Consider the following 16,688-nt stretch of genomic DNA (forward strand, 5'->3'; position numbering starts at 1 on the left):
TAGGGGAACAGCGGGGATCAGGCCACCCGGTACTCCTCCACCTCCTCCGTGCGCAGTGTCAGGCCATGCCCCACTCCGGCCACCGGGCGGACCGTGCCGCCCGTCGGGTCCAGTGCCCCGTCGAAGAACATGTCCTCGATGCGGACGTGGTCGTGGAACCACTCCATGTGCCGAATGTTGGGGATCGAGGCGGCAGCCGCGGCATGCGCGTGCGGGGCGCAGTGCGTGGAGATCTCCAGGCCGTGGGACTGGGCCAGGGCCGCCGCGCGGAGGAACTCCGTGATGCCGCCGCAGCGGGTCACGTCCACCTGGAGACAGTCCACCGCGCCCGCCCCGATCATGCGGGCGAAGTACGGGAGGTCGTAGCCGTACTCACCGGCCGTGACATCGCAGACCAGCGCGTCGCGGACCAGGCGCAGACCCGTCAGGTCGTCCGAGGACACCGGCTCCTCGAACCAGCCGACGCCGTGCTCCACCAGAGCGTTGCCCACCCGGATGGCCTGCTTGCGGGTGTACGCGCCGTTCGCGTCGACGTACAACTCCGCGGCCGAGCCGATGACTTCGCGGGCCGTCCGGACCCGGGACAGATCGCGGGGGACCGCGCGCCCCCAGCTCTCGCCGATCTTCACCTTCACGCGGGGAATGCCCTGACCGTGCACCCAGCCGTTGAGCTGCGCGGCCAGATGCGTGTCGTGGTACGTCGTGAAGCCGCCGCTGCCGTAGACGGGAACGCGTTCACGGGCGACGCCCAGCAGGTGCGCCAGCGGGAGCTCCAGAAGGCGGGCCTTCAGGTCCCACAGGGCGATGTCGAGGGCCGAGATCGCGCAGCCCGCGATGCCGGAGCGGCCCGCGTTGCGGACCGAACGGCACATCGCCTCGTGCAGCGCCGGGATGTCCAGCGCGCTGCGGCCCTCGACCAGCGGGGCGAGGTGCTCGGTGAGGAAGTCGCCGACCGCGGCCGGGCCGTAGGTCCAGCCCGTACCGGTCTCGTCACCCGTCGTCACCTCGACGATCACCATGGTCGTGGTGTCCCAGGACAGCGTGCCGTCGGCCTCGGGGGCGTCGGTCGGCACCGTGTACACCGAGACGACCGGCCTGAGGAGTTTCATCGTTCACCCCTGCTGGAGCTGGGGCAGCACCTTCGTACGGTAGAAGTCGAAGAAGCCGCGCTGGTCCGGTCCGATCTGGTTGACGTAGACACGGTCGAAGCCCGCGTCGGCGAACGCGCTCAGCGCGCCGATGTGCTCGTCCACGTCGTCTCCGCACACCGACTTCTCGCGCACCATCTCCTCGGTGACCAGCGGCTCCAGCTGTTCGAAGTGGCTCGGGGAGGGCAGGATCTGGGCCATCTCGCCGGGCAGGAACTCGTTGAACCAGAGCTTGCGGACCGTTCGGACGCACTCGTCCCGGTCGACGCCGTAGCAGACCTTCGTACCGCCGATGACCGGCTTCCCTGCCCCGCCGCCCTTGCGGAACTGCTCCACCATCGACTCCTCGGGCATCATCGTGATGTAGCCGTCGCCGACCCGGGACGCGAGTGCCGTGGCCGCCGGGCCGAAGCCGGAGATGTCGATGGGGACGGGCTCCTCGGGGACCGTGTAGAGGCGGGCGTTCTCGACGGTGTAGTGCGTGCCGTGGTGGTTGACCTCCTCGCCCGTGAAGAGGCGCCGCATCACCTGGATCGACTCCTCCAGCATCTCGAGCCGGATGTGCGCGGGCGGCCAGACATGGCCGAGGATGTGCTCGTTGAGGGCCTCCCCGGAGCCGACGCCCAGGCGGAAGCGGCCGTTCGTCATCACGGCCGAGGTCGCCGCGGCCTGCGCCACGACCGCCGGGTGGATCCGCACGGTCGGGCAGGTCACGGCCGTCTCGATCGGAAGGGACACCGCCTCCGAGAGCGCGCCGATCACCGACCACACGAAGGGGCTCTGGCCCTGCGCGTCGTTCCACGGGTGGTAGTGGTCGGAGATCCACAGCGAGCGGAAGCCCGCCTGTTCCGCCATCCGAGCCTGTTCGACCAGTTCCGCAGGACCGAACTCCTCGCACGACAGGAAATAGCCGTATTCGGGCATGGGGGTACCTCCGTCGGCTCCGTGTATAGGGGGCTTCGTACAGCGGGCTTCGTCCGAGTACCCGGCGGCCCGTACGGAAACCGGCGTTTGGGCGCTCCGGCCAGGGGGACGCGGAAGGCTCCCGAGGTACGCGACAGCCCCGGAGGCGAACCGTGAGTCGACCCCGCATCGTGATCGTCGGTGCCGGCTTCGCCGGGTACCGGACGGCCAAGGAACTGTCCCGAAAAGCCCGCGGCAAGGCCGACATCACCCTGCTCAACCCGACCGACTACTTCCTGTATCTGCCCCTGCTGCCCCAGGTCGCCGCCGGGATCCTGGAACCCCGGCGGGTGACCGTCTCCCTCTCCGACACCCTGCCCCAGGTGCGGCTGGTGCTCGGCGAGGCCGACCGCATCGACCTGGACGCACGCACCGTCCACTACACCGACCCCGAGGGCGCGGGCGGCACGCTCGGCTACGACCGGCTGGTGCTGGCCGCCGGAAGCGTCAACAAGCTGCTGCCCATCCCCGGGGTCGCCGAGCACGCGCACGGCTTCCGAGGTCTGCCCGAGGCGCTGTATCTGCGTGACCACGTGACCCGGCAGGTGGAACTCGCCGCGGCCGCCGACGATCCCGAGACCTGCGCCGCCCGGTGCACCTTCGTCGTGGTCGGCGCGGGCTACACCGGCACCGAGGTCGCCGCGCAGGGACAGCTGTTCACCGACGCGCAGGTGCGCAGGCATCCGCTGCGCAAGGGCATGCGGCCGCGCTGGATCCTCCTGGACGTCGCGGAACGGGTCCTGCCCGAGCTCGACGAGCATCTGTCCCGCACCGCCGACCGCACGCTCAGGGAACGGGGTGTGGAGGTGCGGATGGGCACCTCCGTGAAGGAGGCCACGTCGGAGGGGGTGCTGCTGACCGACGGTGAGTTCGTCGCGACACGGTCGCTGGTGTGGTGCGTGGGCGTACGGCCCGATCCCCTCGCAGAGTCGCTCGGACTGCCCATGGAGCGCGGCCGGCTGCTCGTCGATCCGAACCTGCAAGTGCCGGGGCGGCCCGAGGTGTTCGCGTGCGGTGACGCGGCCGCGGTGCCCGATCTGGAGAATCCGGGGCAGTTCACGCCGATGACGGCGCAGCACGCCTGGCGGCAGGGACGTACGGCGGCCCTCAATGTCGCCGCCTCCCTGGGGGCCGGTGTGCGTCGCCCCTACGAGCACCGGGACCTCGGCTTCGTCGTGGACCTCGGCGGAGTGAAGGCCGCCGCCAATCCGCTGGGCGTTCCGCTGTCCGGCCTCGCGGCCGGTGCGGTCACCCGCGGCTACCATCTCGCCGCGATGCCGGGCAACCGCGTCCGGGTCGCCGCGGACTGGCTGCTGGACGCGGTACTCCCGCGCCAGGCGGTCCAGTTGGGCCTCGTACGGTCCTGGTCGGTACCGCTGGACACGGCCTCGCCGGAGCTGGCACGGGTCCCGGGGCGACCCCAGTCCCGCCAGCAGGCCGACGCACGCTCCGGCCCCGGCGCCGCGACGGAGCAGGAGACGAGGCCGGGGTGGCGAGCAGGGCAGCGGGGCGAGTCGCGGGAGTCTGCGCTTGGGCAGGTCGGGCAGGCCGGAAAGGGAGAGCCGGGGAAACCCGCGGGCGGGCAGGGCGAGTCGGGGGAGGCTGCAGTCGGGCAGGCCGAGTTGGGGGAGCCCGCGGTCGAGCAGGTCGAGCTGGGAGAGTCGGGGAAGCCTGCGGCCGGGGACGCCGAGACGGTCGCTGAACAGGCCATCGCGCGGGAGCCGGCTGTGATGGCGAGCGCGGGCGAGGCGGTCATCGCGGAGGCGAAGGCGCGGGAGGCGGCCGAGGAGGAGTCGCCTGGGCGGCGGGCGGTCGGCCAGGAGTCGCTTGGGCGGAACGCTTCTGGGCAGGAGTCACCTGAGCGACGGGCCGCCGGCCAGGAGTTGCTCGGGCGGAACACGTCAGGGCAGGAGTCGCCTGGGCGGAGGTCGCCCGAGCGGCTGGCCGCTGAGCTGCAGGCGCCCGAGCCGGCGAAGAACCAGCCTGGCGGTGAACCGGCGAAGAAGCAGCCGGCTCCCGGGCCCGCCGAGAGTCCACCCGGCTCCGAGCCTGCCAAGAACCAGCAGGCTTCCGAGTCGGCGAAGAACCAGCCTGGCGGTGAACCGGCGAAGAAGCAGCCGGTTCCCGGGCCCGCCGAGAGTCCACCCGGCTCCGAGCCTGCCAAGAACCAGCAGGCTTCCGAGTCGGCGAAGAACCAGCCTGGCGGTGAACCGGCGAAGAAGCAGCCGGCTTCCGAACCCGCCGAGAGTCGACACGGCTCCGAGCCTGCCAAGAACCAGCAGGCTTCCGAGTCGGCGAAGAACCAGCCTGGCGGTGAACCGGCGAAGAAGCAGCCGGTTACTGGGCCCGCGGAGAGTCGACCCGGCCCCGAACCCGCCAAGAACCAACCGGGCGGTGAGCCGAGTCAAGCGCCCGGCCCCGTCAAGCGTACCGACGCGGACCCCGCAGAAGGAGACTCATGAACACCGGTGAACTCGTCGAACTCGGCCAGCAGCTGCGCGTGGACAGCGTGCGCTCCGCAGGTGCCGCCGGCTCCGGGCACCCGACCTCCTCGATGTCCGCCGCGGACCTGATGGCCGTACTCCTCGCGAACCACTTCCGCTACGACTTCGACCGCCCCGACCACCCCGGCAACGACCGCTTCGTGCTGTCCAAGGGACACGCCTCGCCGCTGCTGTACTCCGCCTACAAGGCGGCCGGTGCGATCGACGACGAGGAGCTGCTGACCTTCCGCAAGCTCGGCAGCCGGCTCGAAGGACACCCCACCCCGCGCAAGCTCAAGTGGGTGGAGACGGCCACCGGTTCCCTCGGCCAGGGGCTCCCCGTGGGCGTCGGCATCGCGCTGTCCGGGAAGCGGCTGGACCGCACCGGCTACCGCGTGTGGGTGCTGTGCGGCGACAGTGAGATGGCCGAGGGTTCGGTGTGGGAGGCCGCCGAACACGCCGGGCACGAGCACCTCGACAACCTCACCGCGATCGTCGACGTCAACCGGCTCGGCCAGCGCGGCCCCACCCGGCACGGCCACGACCTCGACGCCTACGCCCGCCGCTTCCAGGCCTTCGGCTGGCACACCGTCGAGATCGACGGACACGACGTGGACGCCATCGACCGCGCGTACGGCGAGGCCGAGTCCACCAAGGGCCAGCCCACCGCGATCCTCGCCCGCACCCTCAAGGGCAAGGGCGTCGCCGACATCGAGGACCGCGAGGGACTGCACGGGAAGCCGCTGAAGAACGCCGACGACGCCATCGAGGAGCTCGGCGGCGTACGCGACCTCCGGGTCCGGGTGCAGGAGCCGCCGGCCGCCCGCATGCTGCACGCCGTCCCCGCCGGGCACCTCGAGCTGCCCCGGTGGGACACCGGCGAGGAAGTGGCCACCCGCGACGCCTACGGACAGGCCCTCACCGCGCTCGGCACCGGACGCGGTGACGTCGTCGCCCTGGACGGCGAGGTCGGCGACTCGACCCGTACCGAGTACTTCGCCAAGGAACACGCCGACCGCTACTTCGAGTGCTACATCGCCGAGCAGCAGATGGTCGCGGCCGCCGTGGGACTGGCCGCGCGCGGCTGGGTGCCGTACGCCGGCACCTTCGCGGCCTTCCTCACGCGCGCCTACGATTTCGTGCGCATGGCCTCCATCAGCGGGGCCGGCATCAACCTGGTCGGCTCGCACGCGGGCGTCGCCATCGGACAGGACGGGCCCAGCCAGATGGGCCTGGAGGACCTCGCGATGATGCGGGCGATCCACGGCTCGACCGTGCTGTGCCCGTGCGACGCCAACCAGACCGCCCACCTGGTCGCCGCGATGGCCGACCTGGACGGCATCCGCTATCTGCGCACGGGCCGCGGTGAGAGCCCGGTGATCTACGGCCCCGAGGAGGAGTTCCCGATCGGCGGCAGCAAGGTGCTGCGCTTCTCCCAGAGCGACCGGCTGACGATCGTCGCCGCGGGCGTCACCGTCCACGAGGCCCTGAAGGCCGCCGAGGCGCTGGACCAGGAGGGCATCCGCGTCCGGGTCGTCGACCTGTATTCGGTCAAGCCCGTCGACCGGGAGACCCTGCGGCAGGCCGCCGAGGACACCGGCTGTCTGCTGACCGTGGAGGACCACCGCGAGGAGGGCGGTCTCGGCGACGCCGTCCTCGACGCCTTCGCCGACGGCCGGCCGGTACCGCGCCTGGTGCGCCTGGCCGTCCGTACGATGCCGGGCTCGGCCTCGCCAGAGGAGCAGCTGCACGCCGCGGGCATCGACGCCGAGTCGATCGCGGCCGCCGGACGGCTGCTGGTGGAGCAGGCGATCGTGCCATGACCGGGGACGACGTACGGACCGTACGGGCGGGGAAGCACACTGTGGAGGTGCACCGGCCGGACAAGGTGCTCTTCCCCGGCGGCGACGGCGCCAAGGAGTACACCAAGGGCGATCTCGTCGACTACTACCGGTCCGTCGCTCCCTTCATCCTGCCGCACCTGCGGGGCCGTCCGCTGATGCTGGAGCGGCATCCGGACGGTGTCACCGGCCCCCGGTTCATGCAGAAGAACACCCCGGACTCCTACCCGGAGTGGATCGGCCGTGTCGAGGTGCCGAAGGAGGGCGGCACCGTCTGTCACACCGTCTGTGACGACACCGCCACCCTCCTGTACCTCGCCGACCAGGCCTCCCTCACCCTGCACCGCTGGCTGTCCCGGGTCGGCAGCGTCGAGCGCCCCGACCGGATGGTCTTCGACCTCGACCCGGCCGGGGACGACGACTTCACCCCGGTCCACGAGGCGGCCCGGCTGCTCGGGGAACTGCTCGACGAGCTGCAACTGCCCTCGGCGCTGATGACCACCGGCTCGCGCGGGCTGCATGTGATCGTGCCGCTCAACGGCCGGCACGACTTCGACGAGGTCCGTCAGTTCGCCAAGGACGTCGCCGACACGTTGGTCGCCGGACACCCGGACCGGCTCACCACCGCCGCCCGCAAGAAGGACCGCGGCGACCGCCTCTACCTCGACATACAGCGCAACGCCTACGCGCAGACCGCTGTCGCCCCCTTCACCGTACGTGCGAAACCCGGGGCACCCGTGGCCACCCCGATGGCCTGGGACCAGCTGGACGACCCGGACCTGGACGCCCGCCGCTGGACCATCGCCGACGCGGTCGAACAGGCCCGCACCAATCCCTGGGCCGGGGTCATGGCCAAGGGACGCGCCCTCGGCCCCGCCCGGCGCAGGCTGAACGCCTTCATGTCCACTTGAAGGTTTGGCGAAGGAACGAGCGGCCACCCGAGGTGAGAGGTGCCATGTCGAACACAAAAAACTCATCGGAATCACAGAATTCACGAAATGCCCCTGAGCGGGCAGAAGAGGACACCGAAGAGAGCGTGGCGGAAAACCGGCGGCCGAAGCCCATGGAGGTGCTGCGCAACGCGCGCACCCAGCTGGCCGAGCTGACCGGAATGGACGCCGAGAACGTGTCGTCCTTCGAACAGACCGAGGACGGCTGGTCGCTCGAGATCGAGGTCCTGGAGCTGTCCCGCGTGCCCGACACGATGAGCCTGATGGCGAGCTACCAGGTCGAACTCGACCCGGAAGGACAGCTCACCGGCTATCGGCGCGTTCGCCGTTACGAACGCGGACGCGCGGACGCACACAGGCAGGGCGGCCGTTAGGCCGCCGCACCGCACAGACATCCGTTCACCAGCACACAGAAGAGGAGGCGCGGCCGATATGACCGTTGTCCCGGCACAACAGGGCGGTGGCGGAGGTGGCTCCAGCGGCCTCTACGACGTTCTGGAACTGGTCCTCGACAGGGGTCTCGTCATCGACGCGTTCGTACGGGTCTCCCTGGTCGGCATCGAAATCCTGAAGATCGACGTCCGAGTCGTCGTGGCCAGCGTCGACACCTATCTGCGCTTCGCCGAGGCGTGCAACCGGCTGGACCTGGAGGCCGGGCCGCGCAAGGACCCCGGCCTGCCCGACCTGGTCGGCGAGATGACCGAGTCCGGCGCCCGCGGCAAGTCCAAGGGAGCGCTCTCCGGTGCCGCCGAGACCATCTCCGGTGCTTTCAAGCAGGCCCGCGAGGAGGGCCAGCCGGAGTCCAGGCCGCGCGCCCGTAAGACGACGTCCTCGCGCCGGAAGGAGGAAGAGGAGTGAGCACGTACGTGTACGGCATCACCGCCGCCTCCCACCCCGCACTGCCCGAGGGGCTGGGAGGGGTCGGCGACCCCGCGCTTCCGGTGCGGGTGCTGCAGGAGGGCGAACTGGCGGCCATCGTCAGTGACGCCCCCGAAGGGCTGCGGCCCAAGCGCCGTGACCTCCTCGCCCACCAGAACGTCCTGAGCGAGGCGGGCGCGGGCGGCTGCATCCTGCCCATGCGGTTCGGCAGCGTGGCGCCCGACGACGACACCGTCACCGGGGTGCTCGCGGACCGCTCCGAGCACTACAAGGAGCGCCTGCGGACCCTCGAAGGCAAGGTCGAGTACAACGTCAAGGCCACGCACGACGAAGAGGCCGTACTGCACCGCGTGATGTCCGACAACCCGGAGATCCGCGCCGTGACCGAGGCCAACCGTAAGGCCGGCGGCGGCAGTTACGACGATCGCCTCAGGCTCGGCGAGATGGTCGTGGCCGCGGTCAAGGCCCGTGAGGCCGAGGACGCCGGCGAGGTGCAGCGCACCCTGGAACCGGTCGCCGACGCGATCAGCGTGGGCCCGGAGTCCTCGGGCTGGCTCGCCAACGTGTCCTTCCTCGTGGAGCGCGACGCGGCGGCGTCCTTCCTGGAGACGGTGGACCAGCTGCGCAAGGACCATCCGCACCTCGACCTGCGGGTCAACGGCCCGCTGCCGCCGTACAGCTTCGTCGACCCGGGCCCGGCCGAACCCGCGGGCACCACGGTCGGCATCGACCACGCGGAGGAGTGAGGCGGCGGTGGGACTCATCGGAGAGGTGCTGCTGCTGCCGTTCGCCCCGGTACGCGGCAGCGGCTGGGTGATCAGACAGGTGCTGAACGAAGCGGAGCGCCTCTACTACGACCCGGCCACGGTCCGGGCCGAACTGGCCCAGCTCGAGGAACGACTCGACGCGGGCGAGATCGACGAGGAGGAGTTCGACCGACAGGAGGACGAACTGCTCGAACGACTGGAGATCGGCCTGCGCGGCGGCGCGGGGACTGGCGACGGGACGATGCGATGAACCGAACGGGACTGGGCCTCGCCGTAGGGGCCGGATACCTCCTCGGACGTACGAAGAAACTGAAAATGGCGTTCGCCGTCGGCACGCTCGTGGCCGGCAAGCGGATGCATCTGAGCCCCAAGGCGGTGGCCGACCTGGTCTCCCAGCAACTGCTGAAGAACCCGCAGTTCAAGGAGATAGGCGACACGCTCCGCGAGGACCTGCGAGGCGTCGGCAAGGCGGCCTCTGGTGCCATGGTGGAGCGGCAGATCGACGCGATCGCCGACCGGCTGCACGGCCGTACCGCCGAGGTCCGCGACCAGCTCTCGGGCGTGGTGCCGGAGGCGCCGGGCCTCTCCGAGGACGAGGACGAGGACGAGCGGTCCGAAGGGGACGAGGAGCCCGAGGAGGAGGAGACTGGGAGTTCGGAGGCCGAGGCCGACGAGGAGCCCTCGGACGAGCACGAGGACGACGAGGCGGACGACGCCGAGGACGAGCAGGACGACGCTCCGGCCGCGGCGAAGAGGACCGCCAAGAAGGCCCCCGCCAAGAAGACGGCCGCGAAGAAGGCCCCGGGCGGGAAGCCGGCCGCTAAGAAGTCGGCGCAGAGCCAGGGCCGTACGGCCGGCAAGAAGACCGCGGCCAAGAAGACCACGGCGAAGAGGACGGCCGCCAAGAAGGCGACCGCGGGCGGCGGGGCCGGCCGAGGCGCCCGGGCCCGGCTGCCGAAGGGAGGCGGTGAGTGATGACCGAGACGCTCGGATCCGCCGGCAAGGCGACTGACAAGGCGAAGAACAACCCGCTCACCGACGTGGCCCACAGCGAGGCCGCCGACCGGCTCAAGAGCGAGCTGCAGGAGTACGTCTCCGCGCAGGCCCAGCGCATGCTGGTCGGCGTCGGCCGCAAGCTGGGCGAGACCACCGGCAAGCTGAACGACATCGCCGAGGGCAACAGTCCCGGTTTCGGCAAGCTCGCACTCGACGGCGGCCGCAAGCTCGCCGAGGGCAAGGGACCGCTGCGCAGCGCGCTGGAGGTCGGAGCGGGCCGTGCCAAGGACAGCGTGGTCGGCGCCTTCAAGAACCTCGGCGGCGGTGGCAAGGGCAAGCGCAAGCGCGGGTCCGGTCAGAAGCCCACGGTGATCATCGAGTTCATCGACGTCGGCGTCGATCTGCGCACGGCCTACGACCAGTGGACGCAGTACCAGGACTTCTCCACCTTCGCGAAGGGCGTCAAGAGCGCGAACCGCGCCGACGACACCCACAGCGACTGGCAGATGAAGATCTTCTGGTCCAACCGCAACTGGAAGGCCACCACCACCGAGCAGATCCCCGACGACCGGATCCAGTGGACGTCGGAGGGGGCCAAGGGCACGACCAAGGGCGTCGTCTCCTTCCACAAACTCGCCGACAACCTCACCCGCGTCCTGCTGGTGATCGAGTACTACCCCCAGGGCCTGTTCGAGAAGACGGGCAACATCTGGCGCGCCCAGGGCCGCCGGGCCCGGCTGGACCTCAAGAACTTCGCCCGCTTCATCACCCTCAAGGGAGAGGCGGAGGACGGCTGGCGCGGCGAGATCGAGGACGGCGAGGTCGTCAAGAGCCACGAGGACGCCGTCGCAGAAGAGGAGGAGTCCGAGGGCGCCGAAGGGGCCGAGGACAGCGCGGACACCGAGGACACCGAGGAAGAGGAAGAAGAGCAGGACGGCCCGTACGCCGAGGACGAGACCGAGGAGGAGCCCGAGGAAGAGGGCGAGCCCGAGGACGAGTACGAGGAGTACGACGAGGAGGAGGAGCCCGAGGAGGAGGCCGAGGGCGAGGCACCTGCCGCCGAGGAAGACGTGCCCGAGGAAGAGGAAGAGGAGTACGAGCACGCCGAGGGCGGGAGCCGACGATGAGCATGCCCAGCCAGCTCCCGGATCCCTACGGTCAGGGGAGCGGAGCCAACCTGGCCGACATCCTGGAGCGTGTGCTGGACAAAGGCATCGTCATCGCGGGAGACATCCGCATCAACCTTCTCGACATCGAGCTGCTCACCATCAAACTGCGGCTCATCGTCGCCTCGGTCGACAAGGCCAAGGAGATGGGTATCGACTGGTGGGAGGACGACCCGGCGTTGTCCTCCCGCGCCCGCCGTGACGAACTCGCCCGGGAGAACAGCGAGTTGCGTGAGCGGCTCGCCCGCCTGGAAGAGCTGGAGCCCAGCCGCCGTGCCGAGGAGGAGAGCTCATGACCGGACTGCGGTACGTGTACGCCGTCTGCCGGCCCTTCGGCACCCCGTTGCAGGCCCAGCTGGCCGGGGTGGCCGGTGACCCGCCCAGACTGCTGCACCACCACGACCTGGTGGCCGTCGTCAGTCATGTACCGGAGCGGGACTTCGCCGAGGAGCCGCTCCGCAGGCATCTGGAGGACCTGGAGTGGCTGACCGGGACGGTGCGCGCGCACCAGAGCGTGATCGACGCGCTCACCGTCGTCACCACCCCGCTGCCGCTCCGGCTCGGCACCGTCTTCCGTGACGACAGCGGTGTCCGGGTGATGATCGAGGAACGCGAAGAAGGCTTCCGGCGCACCCTCGACCGGCTTCAGGGCCGGGTGGAGTGGGGCGTCAAGGTGTACGTCGAGACGGCGGCCCCGGCCGGCGCGGAGGCCACCGAGGCGCCGGAGAAGCCGGCCTCCGGCCGGGACTATCTGCGGCAGCGGCGCCAGCGGGTGCGTTCGAACGAGGACAGGTGGCAGCAGGCGGAGGCCTTCGCGACCCGGCTGCACGAAAAGCTTTCCGCCCACGCCGAGGACGCGCGGCTGCACGCCCCGCAGAACCCCACGCTTTCCGGGGCGTCAGGGCAGAATGTTCTCAATGCCGCCTATCTTGTGCCGCGCGGTGAGTCCGAGGAATTCGTGGAAATGGTGGACCGCACCAAAGATGACGTCCCGGGAATGCGTGTGGAACTCACAGGCCCCTGGGCGGCCTATTCCTTCGCGGGGGAGGAACAGCAGTCGTGACCGTCATCGAACGCCGTGAGGTGGCCCTCGTCGACCTGCTCGACCGGCTGCTGGCCGGCGGGGTCGTCATCACGGGGGACATCACCCTGCGCATCGCGGACGTCGACCTCGTCCGCATCGACCTGAACGCGCTGATCAGCTCGGTCAACGCGCAAGTTCCCTCACCGTTCGAGGAGTTGTCGTGACGGCCCGACGCAACCGGCTGGACCTGGAGCCCGACACGGTCGAGCGCGACCTGGTCAAGCTCGTGCTGACCGTCGTGGAGTTGCTCCGGCAGCTCATGGAGCGCCAGGCGCTGCGCCGGTTCGACGAGGGCGACCTGAACGAGGAGCAGGAGGAGCGGATCGGGCTCACCCTCATGCTCCTCGACGACCGCATGACCGAACTGCGTGAGCGGTACGGACTGCGGCCCGAGGACCTGAACCTGGACCTCGGGCCGCTGGGACCGCTGCTTCCCCGGGAATGAATTCCCGGGAAGGTCACCACCTGTACCAACGACCCCTGCTTCCGCCCGACGTCGTCCCACGCATCAGGAACCCCAGCAACCACAGCACGAGCACGGCCAGTGCGATCCACCAGAGAATCTTCACCGCGAATCCGGCACCGAAAAGAATCAGCACCAGGAGCAGCACGAGCAGGATGGCAATCATAATGAACCTCCTGCATTCCGGGTTTCCCGGTATCCGTGTTTCAGACTTCCTTTCTGCACAGAATTTCTCCGTGCAGTACACAGAACCACCCGTCGTCCCTCTTGCCCCAGTCCCGCCAGGCGTCCGAGACGGCCCGCAGCCGTTCCGCAGTGGCGTGGCCGCCCTCGATAGCCCGCTGGGCGTACGCCGAGGCCACCGTGCGGTCCGCCCACAGCCCGCTCCACCACTCCCGCTCCTCGGCGGTGGAGTAGGTCCAGGTGCCGGAGCTCGCCGTGATGTCGGTCAGACCCGCCCGCAGCGCCCATGACTTCAGCCGCCGCCCGGCGTCCGGCTCACCGCCGTTGGCCCGGGCCACCCGGCGGTACAGGTCCAGCCAGTCGTCCAGCCCCTCGGAGGCCGGATACCAGGTCATGGCCGCGTAGTCCGAGTCGCGTACCGCGATGAATCCGCCGGGCCTGGTGACCCGCTTCATCTCGCGCAGCGCCCGCACCGGGTCCCCGACGTGCTGCAGCACCTGGTGGGCGTGGACCACGCAGAAGGTGTCGTCCTCGAAGTCCAGGGCGTGCACGTCCGCGACCGCGAAGTCGACGTTCGTCAGCTGCCGCTCGGCGGCCGTGGCGCGGGCCTGCTCCAGGATGCCGGGCGCGTGGTCGACGCCCGTGACATGCCCGTCCGGCACCAGGGCCGCCAGGTCCGCGGTGATCGTGCCGGGCCCGCAGCCGATGTCCAGGATCCTCATGTGGGGCTTCAGTGAACCGAGCAGATAGGCAGCCGAGTTGGCGGCGGTGCGCCAGGTGTGCGAGCGCAGCACGGACTCGTGGTGGCCGTGCGTGTAGACGGCGGTCTCCCGCGGCCTGTCCTGCGTCTTGTCCTGCGATTCCGGCATGACTGAGCTCCCCTTCTCGACCTGTCCGTCGGTACTCAGAACCGTACGCCCGGATGTCGAATGGTGAGACCCGAGTATTGCTATATGGACTGACGGATGATCAGTTCAGTTCCCGGGGAGCGGGCGGTACACGGTGAGGGCCTCGGGCAGCTTCTCCAGCGTCACCTCGCCGGCCACGTCGGTCACCTCACCGTCGTAGGCGAGGAGCGTGCCCGGCGCGACGCCCGTCAGACGCAGGCGCCCCACCTGGACCGCCGCATGGGCGGGCGAGCGGGTCAGGGGACCCGCGACGGCGGCGGCGAGCAGGCGCAGCGCGGGCCGGCGTCCGCCGTGCACGACCCGCACGTCCAACCGTCCGTCGGCGAGGTCGGTGCGGCGGCCGGGCGTGAGCCCCATCCGGTGGTAGGTGCCGTTGCCGACGAACAGCAGCCACAACGGCCTGGCCCGGCCCCCGAACTCGGCCTCCAGCGGATGCCGGTCGGCCCGCAGCACCCGCAGCGCCCCTAGGCCCTGTCGTCAAATTCCCGCCTGCCGCGCGGCGCCTGGCACGCGCGCTCGCCGCGTGGCCGAACCGCCGACGTGGCTCCGCCACGACGGCGCCCCGGCGCCTTGCGATCGCACGTCCCAGACGCCGCGCGGCCCGCCCTCCGGGCGGACGACGGGAATTTGACGACAGGGCCTAGCACCCCGGCAGGCCAGCCGCTGACCCGGCGCGACCAGCGCTCCCGCTCGCGCACCAGCTCCGGATACACGCCCAGGCTGCACGCGTTGACGAAGACGCCCTCGCGGCCGTCGCTGCTGTACCGGCCCGCGTCCACGCGCACGGCCTCGCCCTGCTGGACGGCCCGGGTCAGATCCCGCGCTCCCTCCACGCCGAGGTCGTAGGCGAAGTGGTTCAGGGTGCCGCCGGGCAGGACCGCGAGCGGCATGCCGTGGCGCAGGGCGATCTCGGCGGCCGCCTTGACCGTGCCGTCGCCGCCGCACACGCCGAGCACCGTGGCCCGGGCCGCCGCCTTCTCCAACTCGTCGCGCACATCCGTCGGTTCGCACTCGACGATCCCGGCCAGCGGCAGCCCGTCGTGCAGGGCGCGCAGGTACCCGCCGTAGGGGTGCTTGTTCGGTGCCGGGTGCGGGTTCGTCGTGGCTTGTCGCGCCCACGCGGCGGAGCCGCACATTGATACAGCCCCGCGCCCCTGAAGCCCTTGCCCGGCACTGAGCAATATGGGTTTGCCCTGGTCCCGTCCTCGCGTCGACAATGCGCCCCATGGGACATCTGGAAGCCGCGCACCTCGAGTACTACCTCCCCGACGGGAGGGCGCTGCTCGGCGATGTGTCCTTCCGGGTGGGAGAAGGGGCCGTCGTGGCCCTCGTCGGGCCCAACGGGGCCGGCAAGACCACCCTGCTGCGGCTGATCTCCGGCGAACTGAAACCGCACGGCGGGACGGTCGGCGTGAGCGGCGGCCTCGGGGTGATGCGCCAGTTCGTGGGGTCCGTACGGGACGAGACGACCGTACGTGACCTGCTCGTGTCGGTCGCGCCGCCGCGGATCAGGGAGGCCGCGCAGGCCGTGGACCGCGCCGAGCACCTGATCATGACCGTCGACGACGAGGCGGCCCAGCTGAAGTACGCGCAGGCCCTCTCCGACTGGGCCGAGGTGCGCGGGTACGAGTCCGAGACGCTCTGGGACATGTGCACCATGGCCGCGCTCGGGGTGCCGTACGACAAGGCGCAGTTCCGGCAGGTGCGGACCCTGTCCGGCGGTGAGCAGAAGCGGCTGGTGCTGGAGGCGCTGCTGCGCGGCCCGGACCAGGTGCTGCTGCTGGACGAGCCGGACAACTATCTCGACGTGCCCGGCAAGCGCTGGCTGGAGGAGCGGCTGAAGGAGACCCGCAAGACGGTTCTCTTCGTCTCCCACGACCGGGAGCTGCTCTCCCGGGCCGCCGAGAAGATCGTGTCGGTGGAGCCCTCGCCCGCCGGGGCGGACGCCTGGGTGCACGGCGGCGGTTTCGCCACGTATCACGAGGCGCGGCGCGAACGCTTCGCCCGTTTCGAGGAGTTGCGTCGACGCTGGGACGAGAAGCACGCGCAGCTCAAGAAGCTGGTGCTGAATCTCCGTCAGGCGGCCAGCATCAGCCACGAGTTGGCTTCCCGCTACCAGGCGGCCCAGACCCGGCTGCGCAAGTTCGAGGAGGCCGGCCCGCCGCCCGAGCCGCCGCGTGAGCAGGACATCAAGATGCGGCTCAAGGGCGGCCGTACCGGCATAAGGGCCGTCACCTGCACGGGACTTGAACTGACCGGACTGATGAAGCCCTTCGATCTGGAGGTCTTCTACGGCGAGCGCGTCGCCGTCCTCGGCTCCAACGGCTCCGGCAAGTCGCACTTCCTGCGGCTGCTCGCGGGCGACTCCACCGTGGCCCACACGGGGCAGTGGAAGCTCGGGGCGCGGGTCGTGCCCGGGCACTTCGCGCAGACGCATGCCCACCCCGAGCTCTTCGGCCGCACCCTTCTCGACATCCTGTGGAAGGAGCACGCCCAGGACCGGGGCGCCGCGATGTCCCGGCTGCGCCGCTACGAGCTGACCGGCCAGGCCGAGCAGGGCTTCGACCGGCTCTCCGGCGGCCAGCAGGCCCGCTTCCAGATCCTCCTCCTGGAGCTCCAGGGCGTCACCGCGCTCCTTTTGGACGAGCCCACGGACAACCTTGACCTGGAGTCCGCGGAGGCCCTCCAGGAGGGCCTGGAGGCCTTCGAGGGCACAGTCCTCGCGGTCACCCACGACCGCTGGTTCGCGCGCTCCTTCGACCGGTACCTGGTCTTCGGCTCGGACGGCCGGGTGCGCGAGACGGCGGAGCCGGTGTGGGACGAACGACGCGTGGAACGGGCCCGGTAACCGCAGGTC

At 70.5% G+C, this 16,688-nt stretch carries 18 protein-coding genes and 2 pseudogenes; 14 read left to right on the forward strand and 6 right to left on the reverse strand.

Features of this window, described 5'->3' with window-relative positions:
• Positions 1–17 precede the first annotated feature (17 nt).
• Entirely contained in the window at positions 18–1,109 is a 1,092-nt protein-coding gene (locus BFN33_RS14035; RefSeq protein ID WP_069760354.1) for an enolase C-terminal domain-like protein, read from the reverse strand.
• A gap of 3 nt (positions 1,110–1,112) precedes the next feature.
• Positions 1,113–2,072 carry an LLM class F420-dependent oxidoreductase gene (locus BFN33_RS14040; protein ID WP_069760355.1) on the reverse strand — a complete coding sequence of 320 codons (960 nt, stop codon included), beginning with the start codon at positions 2,070–2,072 and terminating at the stop codon, positions 1,113–1,115.
• Between the two features lie 152 nt (positions 2,073–2,224).
• Between BFN33_RS14040 and BFN33_RS54270 the strand changes: the two genes are divergently transcribed.
• The 13 genes from BFN33_RS54270 to BFN33_RS14105 are packed head-to-tail and all read left to right on the forward strand — an operon-like array spanning position 2,225 to position 12,722.
• Positions 2,225–4,573, forward strand: a complete 2,349-nt coding sequence (locus BFN33_RS54270; protein ID WP_370743285.1) for an FAD-dependent oxidoreductase — start codon at positions 2,225–2,227, stop codon at positions 4,571–4,573.
• A complete protein-coding gene (locus BFN33_RS14050) occupies positions 4,570–6,417 on the forward strand; it encodes a transketolase (RefSeq protein WP_069760356.1) in 1,848 nt (615 codons plus the stop codon). The genes BFN33_RS54270 and BFN33_RS14050 overlap by 4 nt, the downstream gene beginning before the upstream one ends.
• Positions 6,414–7,346, forward strand: coding sequence for a non-homologous end-joining DNA ligase (ligD, locus tag BFN33_RS14055; RefSeq protein ID WP_069760357.1), 933 nt, complete (start codon positions 6,414–6,416; stop codon positions 7,344–7,346). The genes BFN33_RS14050 and ligD overlap by 4 nt, the downstream gene beginning before the upstream one ends.
• A 44-nt stretch (positions 7,347–7,390) precedes the next feature.
• The gene (locus tag BFN33_RS14060) at positions 7,391–7,759 is read left to right on the forward strand and encodes a gas vesicle protein (RefSeq protein WP_079140824.1); all 369 of its coding nucleotides are present in this window, start codon (positions 7,391–7,393) and stop codon (positions 7,757–7,759) included.
• 58 nt (positions 7,760–7,817) lie between these two features.
• On the forward strand, positions 7,818–8,243 hold the full coding sequence (locus BFN33_RS14065) for a gas vesicle structural protein GvpA (protein ID WP_069760359.1): 426 nt from the start codon (positions 7,818–7,820) through the stop codon (positions 8,241–8,243).
• Complete coding sequence (locus BFN33_RS14070) at positions 8,240–9,010, forward strand: GvpL/GvpF family gas vesicle protein (RefSeq protein WP_069760360.1); 771 nt, start codon at positions 8,240–8,242, stop codon at positions 9,008–9,010. The genes BFN33_RS14065 and BFN33_RS14070 overlap by 4 nt, the downstream gene beginning before the upstream one ends.
• Before the next feature lie 7 nt (positions 9,011–9,017).
• A complete protein-coding gene (locus BFN33_RS14075) occupies positions 9,018–9,281 on the forward strand; it encodes a gas vesicle protein GvpG (RefSeq protein WP_069760361.1) in 264 nt (87 codons plus the stop codon).
• The gene (locus BFN33_RS14080; protein WP_069760362.1) at positions 9,278–10,006 is read left to right on the forward strand and encodes a DNA primase; all 729 of its coding nucleotides are present in this window, start codon (positions 9,278–9,280) and stop codon (positions 10,004–10,006) included. The genes BFN33_RS14075 and BFN33_RS14080 overlap by 4 nt, the downstream gene beginning before the upstream one ends.
• Entirely contained in the window at positions 10,006–11,154 is a 1,149-nt protein-coding gene (locus tag BFN33_RS14085) for an SRPBCC family protein (protein WP_069760363.1), read from the forward strand. Before BFN33_RS14080 ends, BFN33_RS14085 begins: the two co-directional genes overlap by 1 nt.
• On the forward strand, positions 11,151–11,489 hold the full coding sequence (locus BFN33_RS14090; protein WP_069760364.1) for a gas vesicle protein: 339 nt from the start codon (positions 11,151–11,153) through the stop codon (positions 11,487–11,489). The genes BFN33_RS14085 and BFN33_RS14090 overlap by 4 nt, the downstream gene beginning before the upstream one ends.
• Positions 11,486–12,256 (forward strand): GvpL/GvpF family gas vesicle protein, encoded by a 771-nt coding sequence (locus BFN33_RS14095; protein WP_069760365.1) that lies wholly within the window; start codon positions 11,486–11,488, stop codon positions 12,254–12,256. The genes BFN33_RS14090 and BFN33_RS14095 overlap by 4 nt, the downstream gene beginning before the upstream one ends.
• Positions 12,253–12,441: a gas vesicle protein gene (locus BFN33_RS14100; RefSeq protein WP_057608231.1), complete on the forward strand. Its 189-nt coding sequence runs from the start codon at positions 12,253–12,255 to the stop codon at positions 12,439–12,441. The genes BFN33_RS14095 and BFN33_RS14100 overlap by 4 nt, the downstream gene beginning before the upstream one ends.
• The gene (locus tag BFN33_RS14105; protein ID WP_057608230.1) at positions 12,438–12,722 is read left to right on the forward strand and encodes a gas vesicle protein K; all 285 of its coding nucleotides are present in this window, start codon (positions 12,438–12,440) and stop codon (positions 12,720–12,722) included. Before BFN33_RS14100 ends, BFN33_RS14105 begins: the two co-directional genes overlap by 4 nt.
• A gap of 13 nt (positions 12,723–12,735) precedes the next feature.
• Here BFN33_RS14105 and BFN33_RS14110 read toward each other — a convergent pair whose 3' ends face one another.
• The 4 genes and pseudogenes from BFN33_RS14110 to BFN33_RS51305 all read right to left on the reverse strand — a co-directional run.
• Entirely contained in the window at positions 12,736–12,906 is a 171-nt protein-coding gene (locus BFN33_RS14110) for a hydrophobic protein (protein ID WP_069760366.1), read from the reverse strand.
• Positions 12,907–12,946: 40 nt separating this feature from the next.
• Positions 12,947–13,792 (reverse strand): class I SAM-dependent methyltransferase, encoded by an 846-nt coding sequence (locus tag BFN33_RS14115; protein ID WP_069760367.1) that lies wholly within the window; start codon positions 13,790–13,792, stop codon positions 12,947–12,949.
• 105 nt (positions 13,793–13,897) lie between these two features.
• Positions 13,898–14,299, reverse strand: a pseudogene (locus tag BFN33_RS14120) (phosphoesterase); the annotation flags it as partial.
• Between the two features lie 176 nt (positions 14,300–14,475).
• Positions 14,476–14,886, reverse strand: a pseudogene (locus BFN33_RS51305) (diacylglycerol kinase family protein); the annotation flags it as partial.
• A 170-nt stretch (positions 14,887–15,056) separates the two neighbouring features.
• On the opposite strand from BFN33_RS51305, the gene BFN33_RS14130 reads away from it, so the two are divergent.
• Positions 15,057–16,679 (forward strand): ABC-F family ATP-binding cassette domain-containing protein, encoded by a 1,623-nt coding sequence (locus BFN33_RS14130; RefSeq protein ID WP_069760369.1) that lies wholly within the window; start codon positions 15,057–15,059, stop codon positions 16,677–16,679.
• Positions 16,680–16,688: the final 9 nt, after the last annotated feature.

It is taken from the genome of Streptomyces sp. LUP47B (assembly GCF_001746295.1).
Lineage (GTDB): Bacteria > Actinomycetota > Actinomycetes > Streptomycetales > Streptomycetaceae > Streptomyces.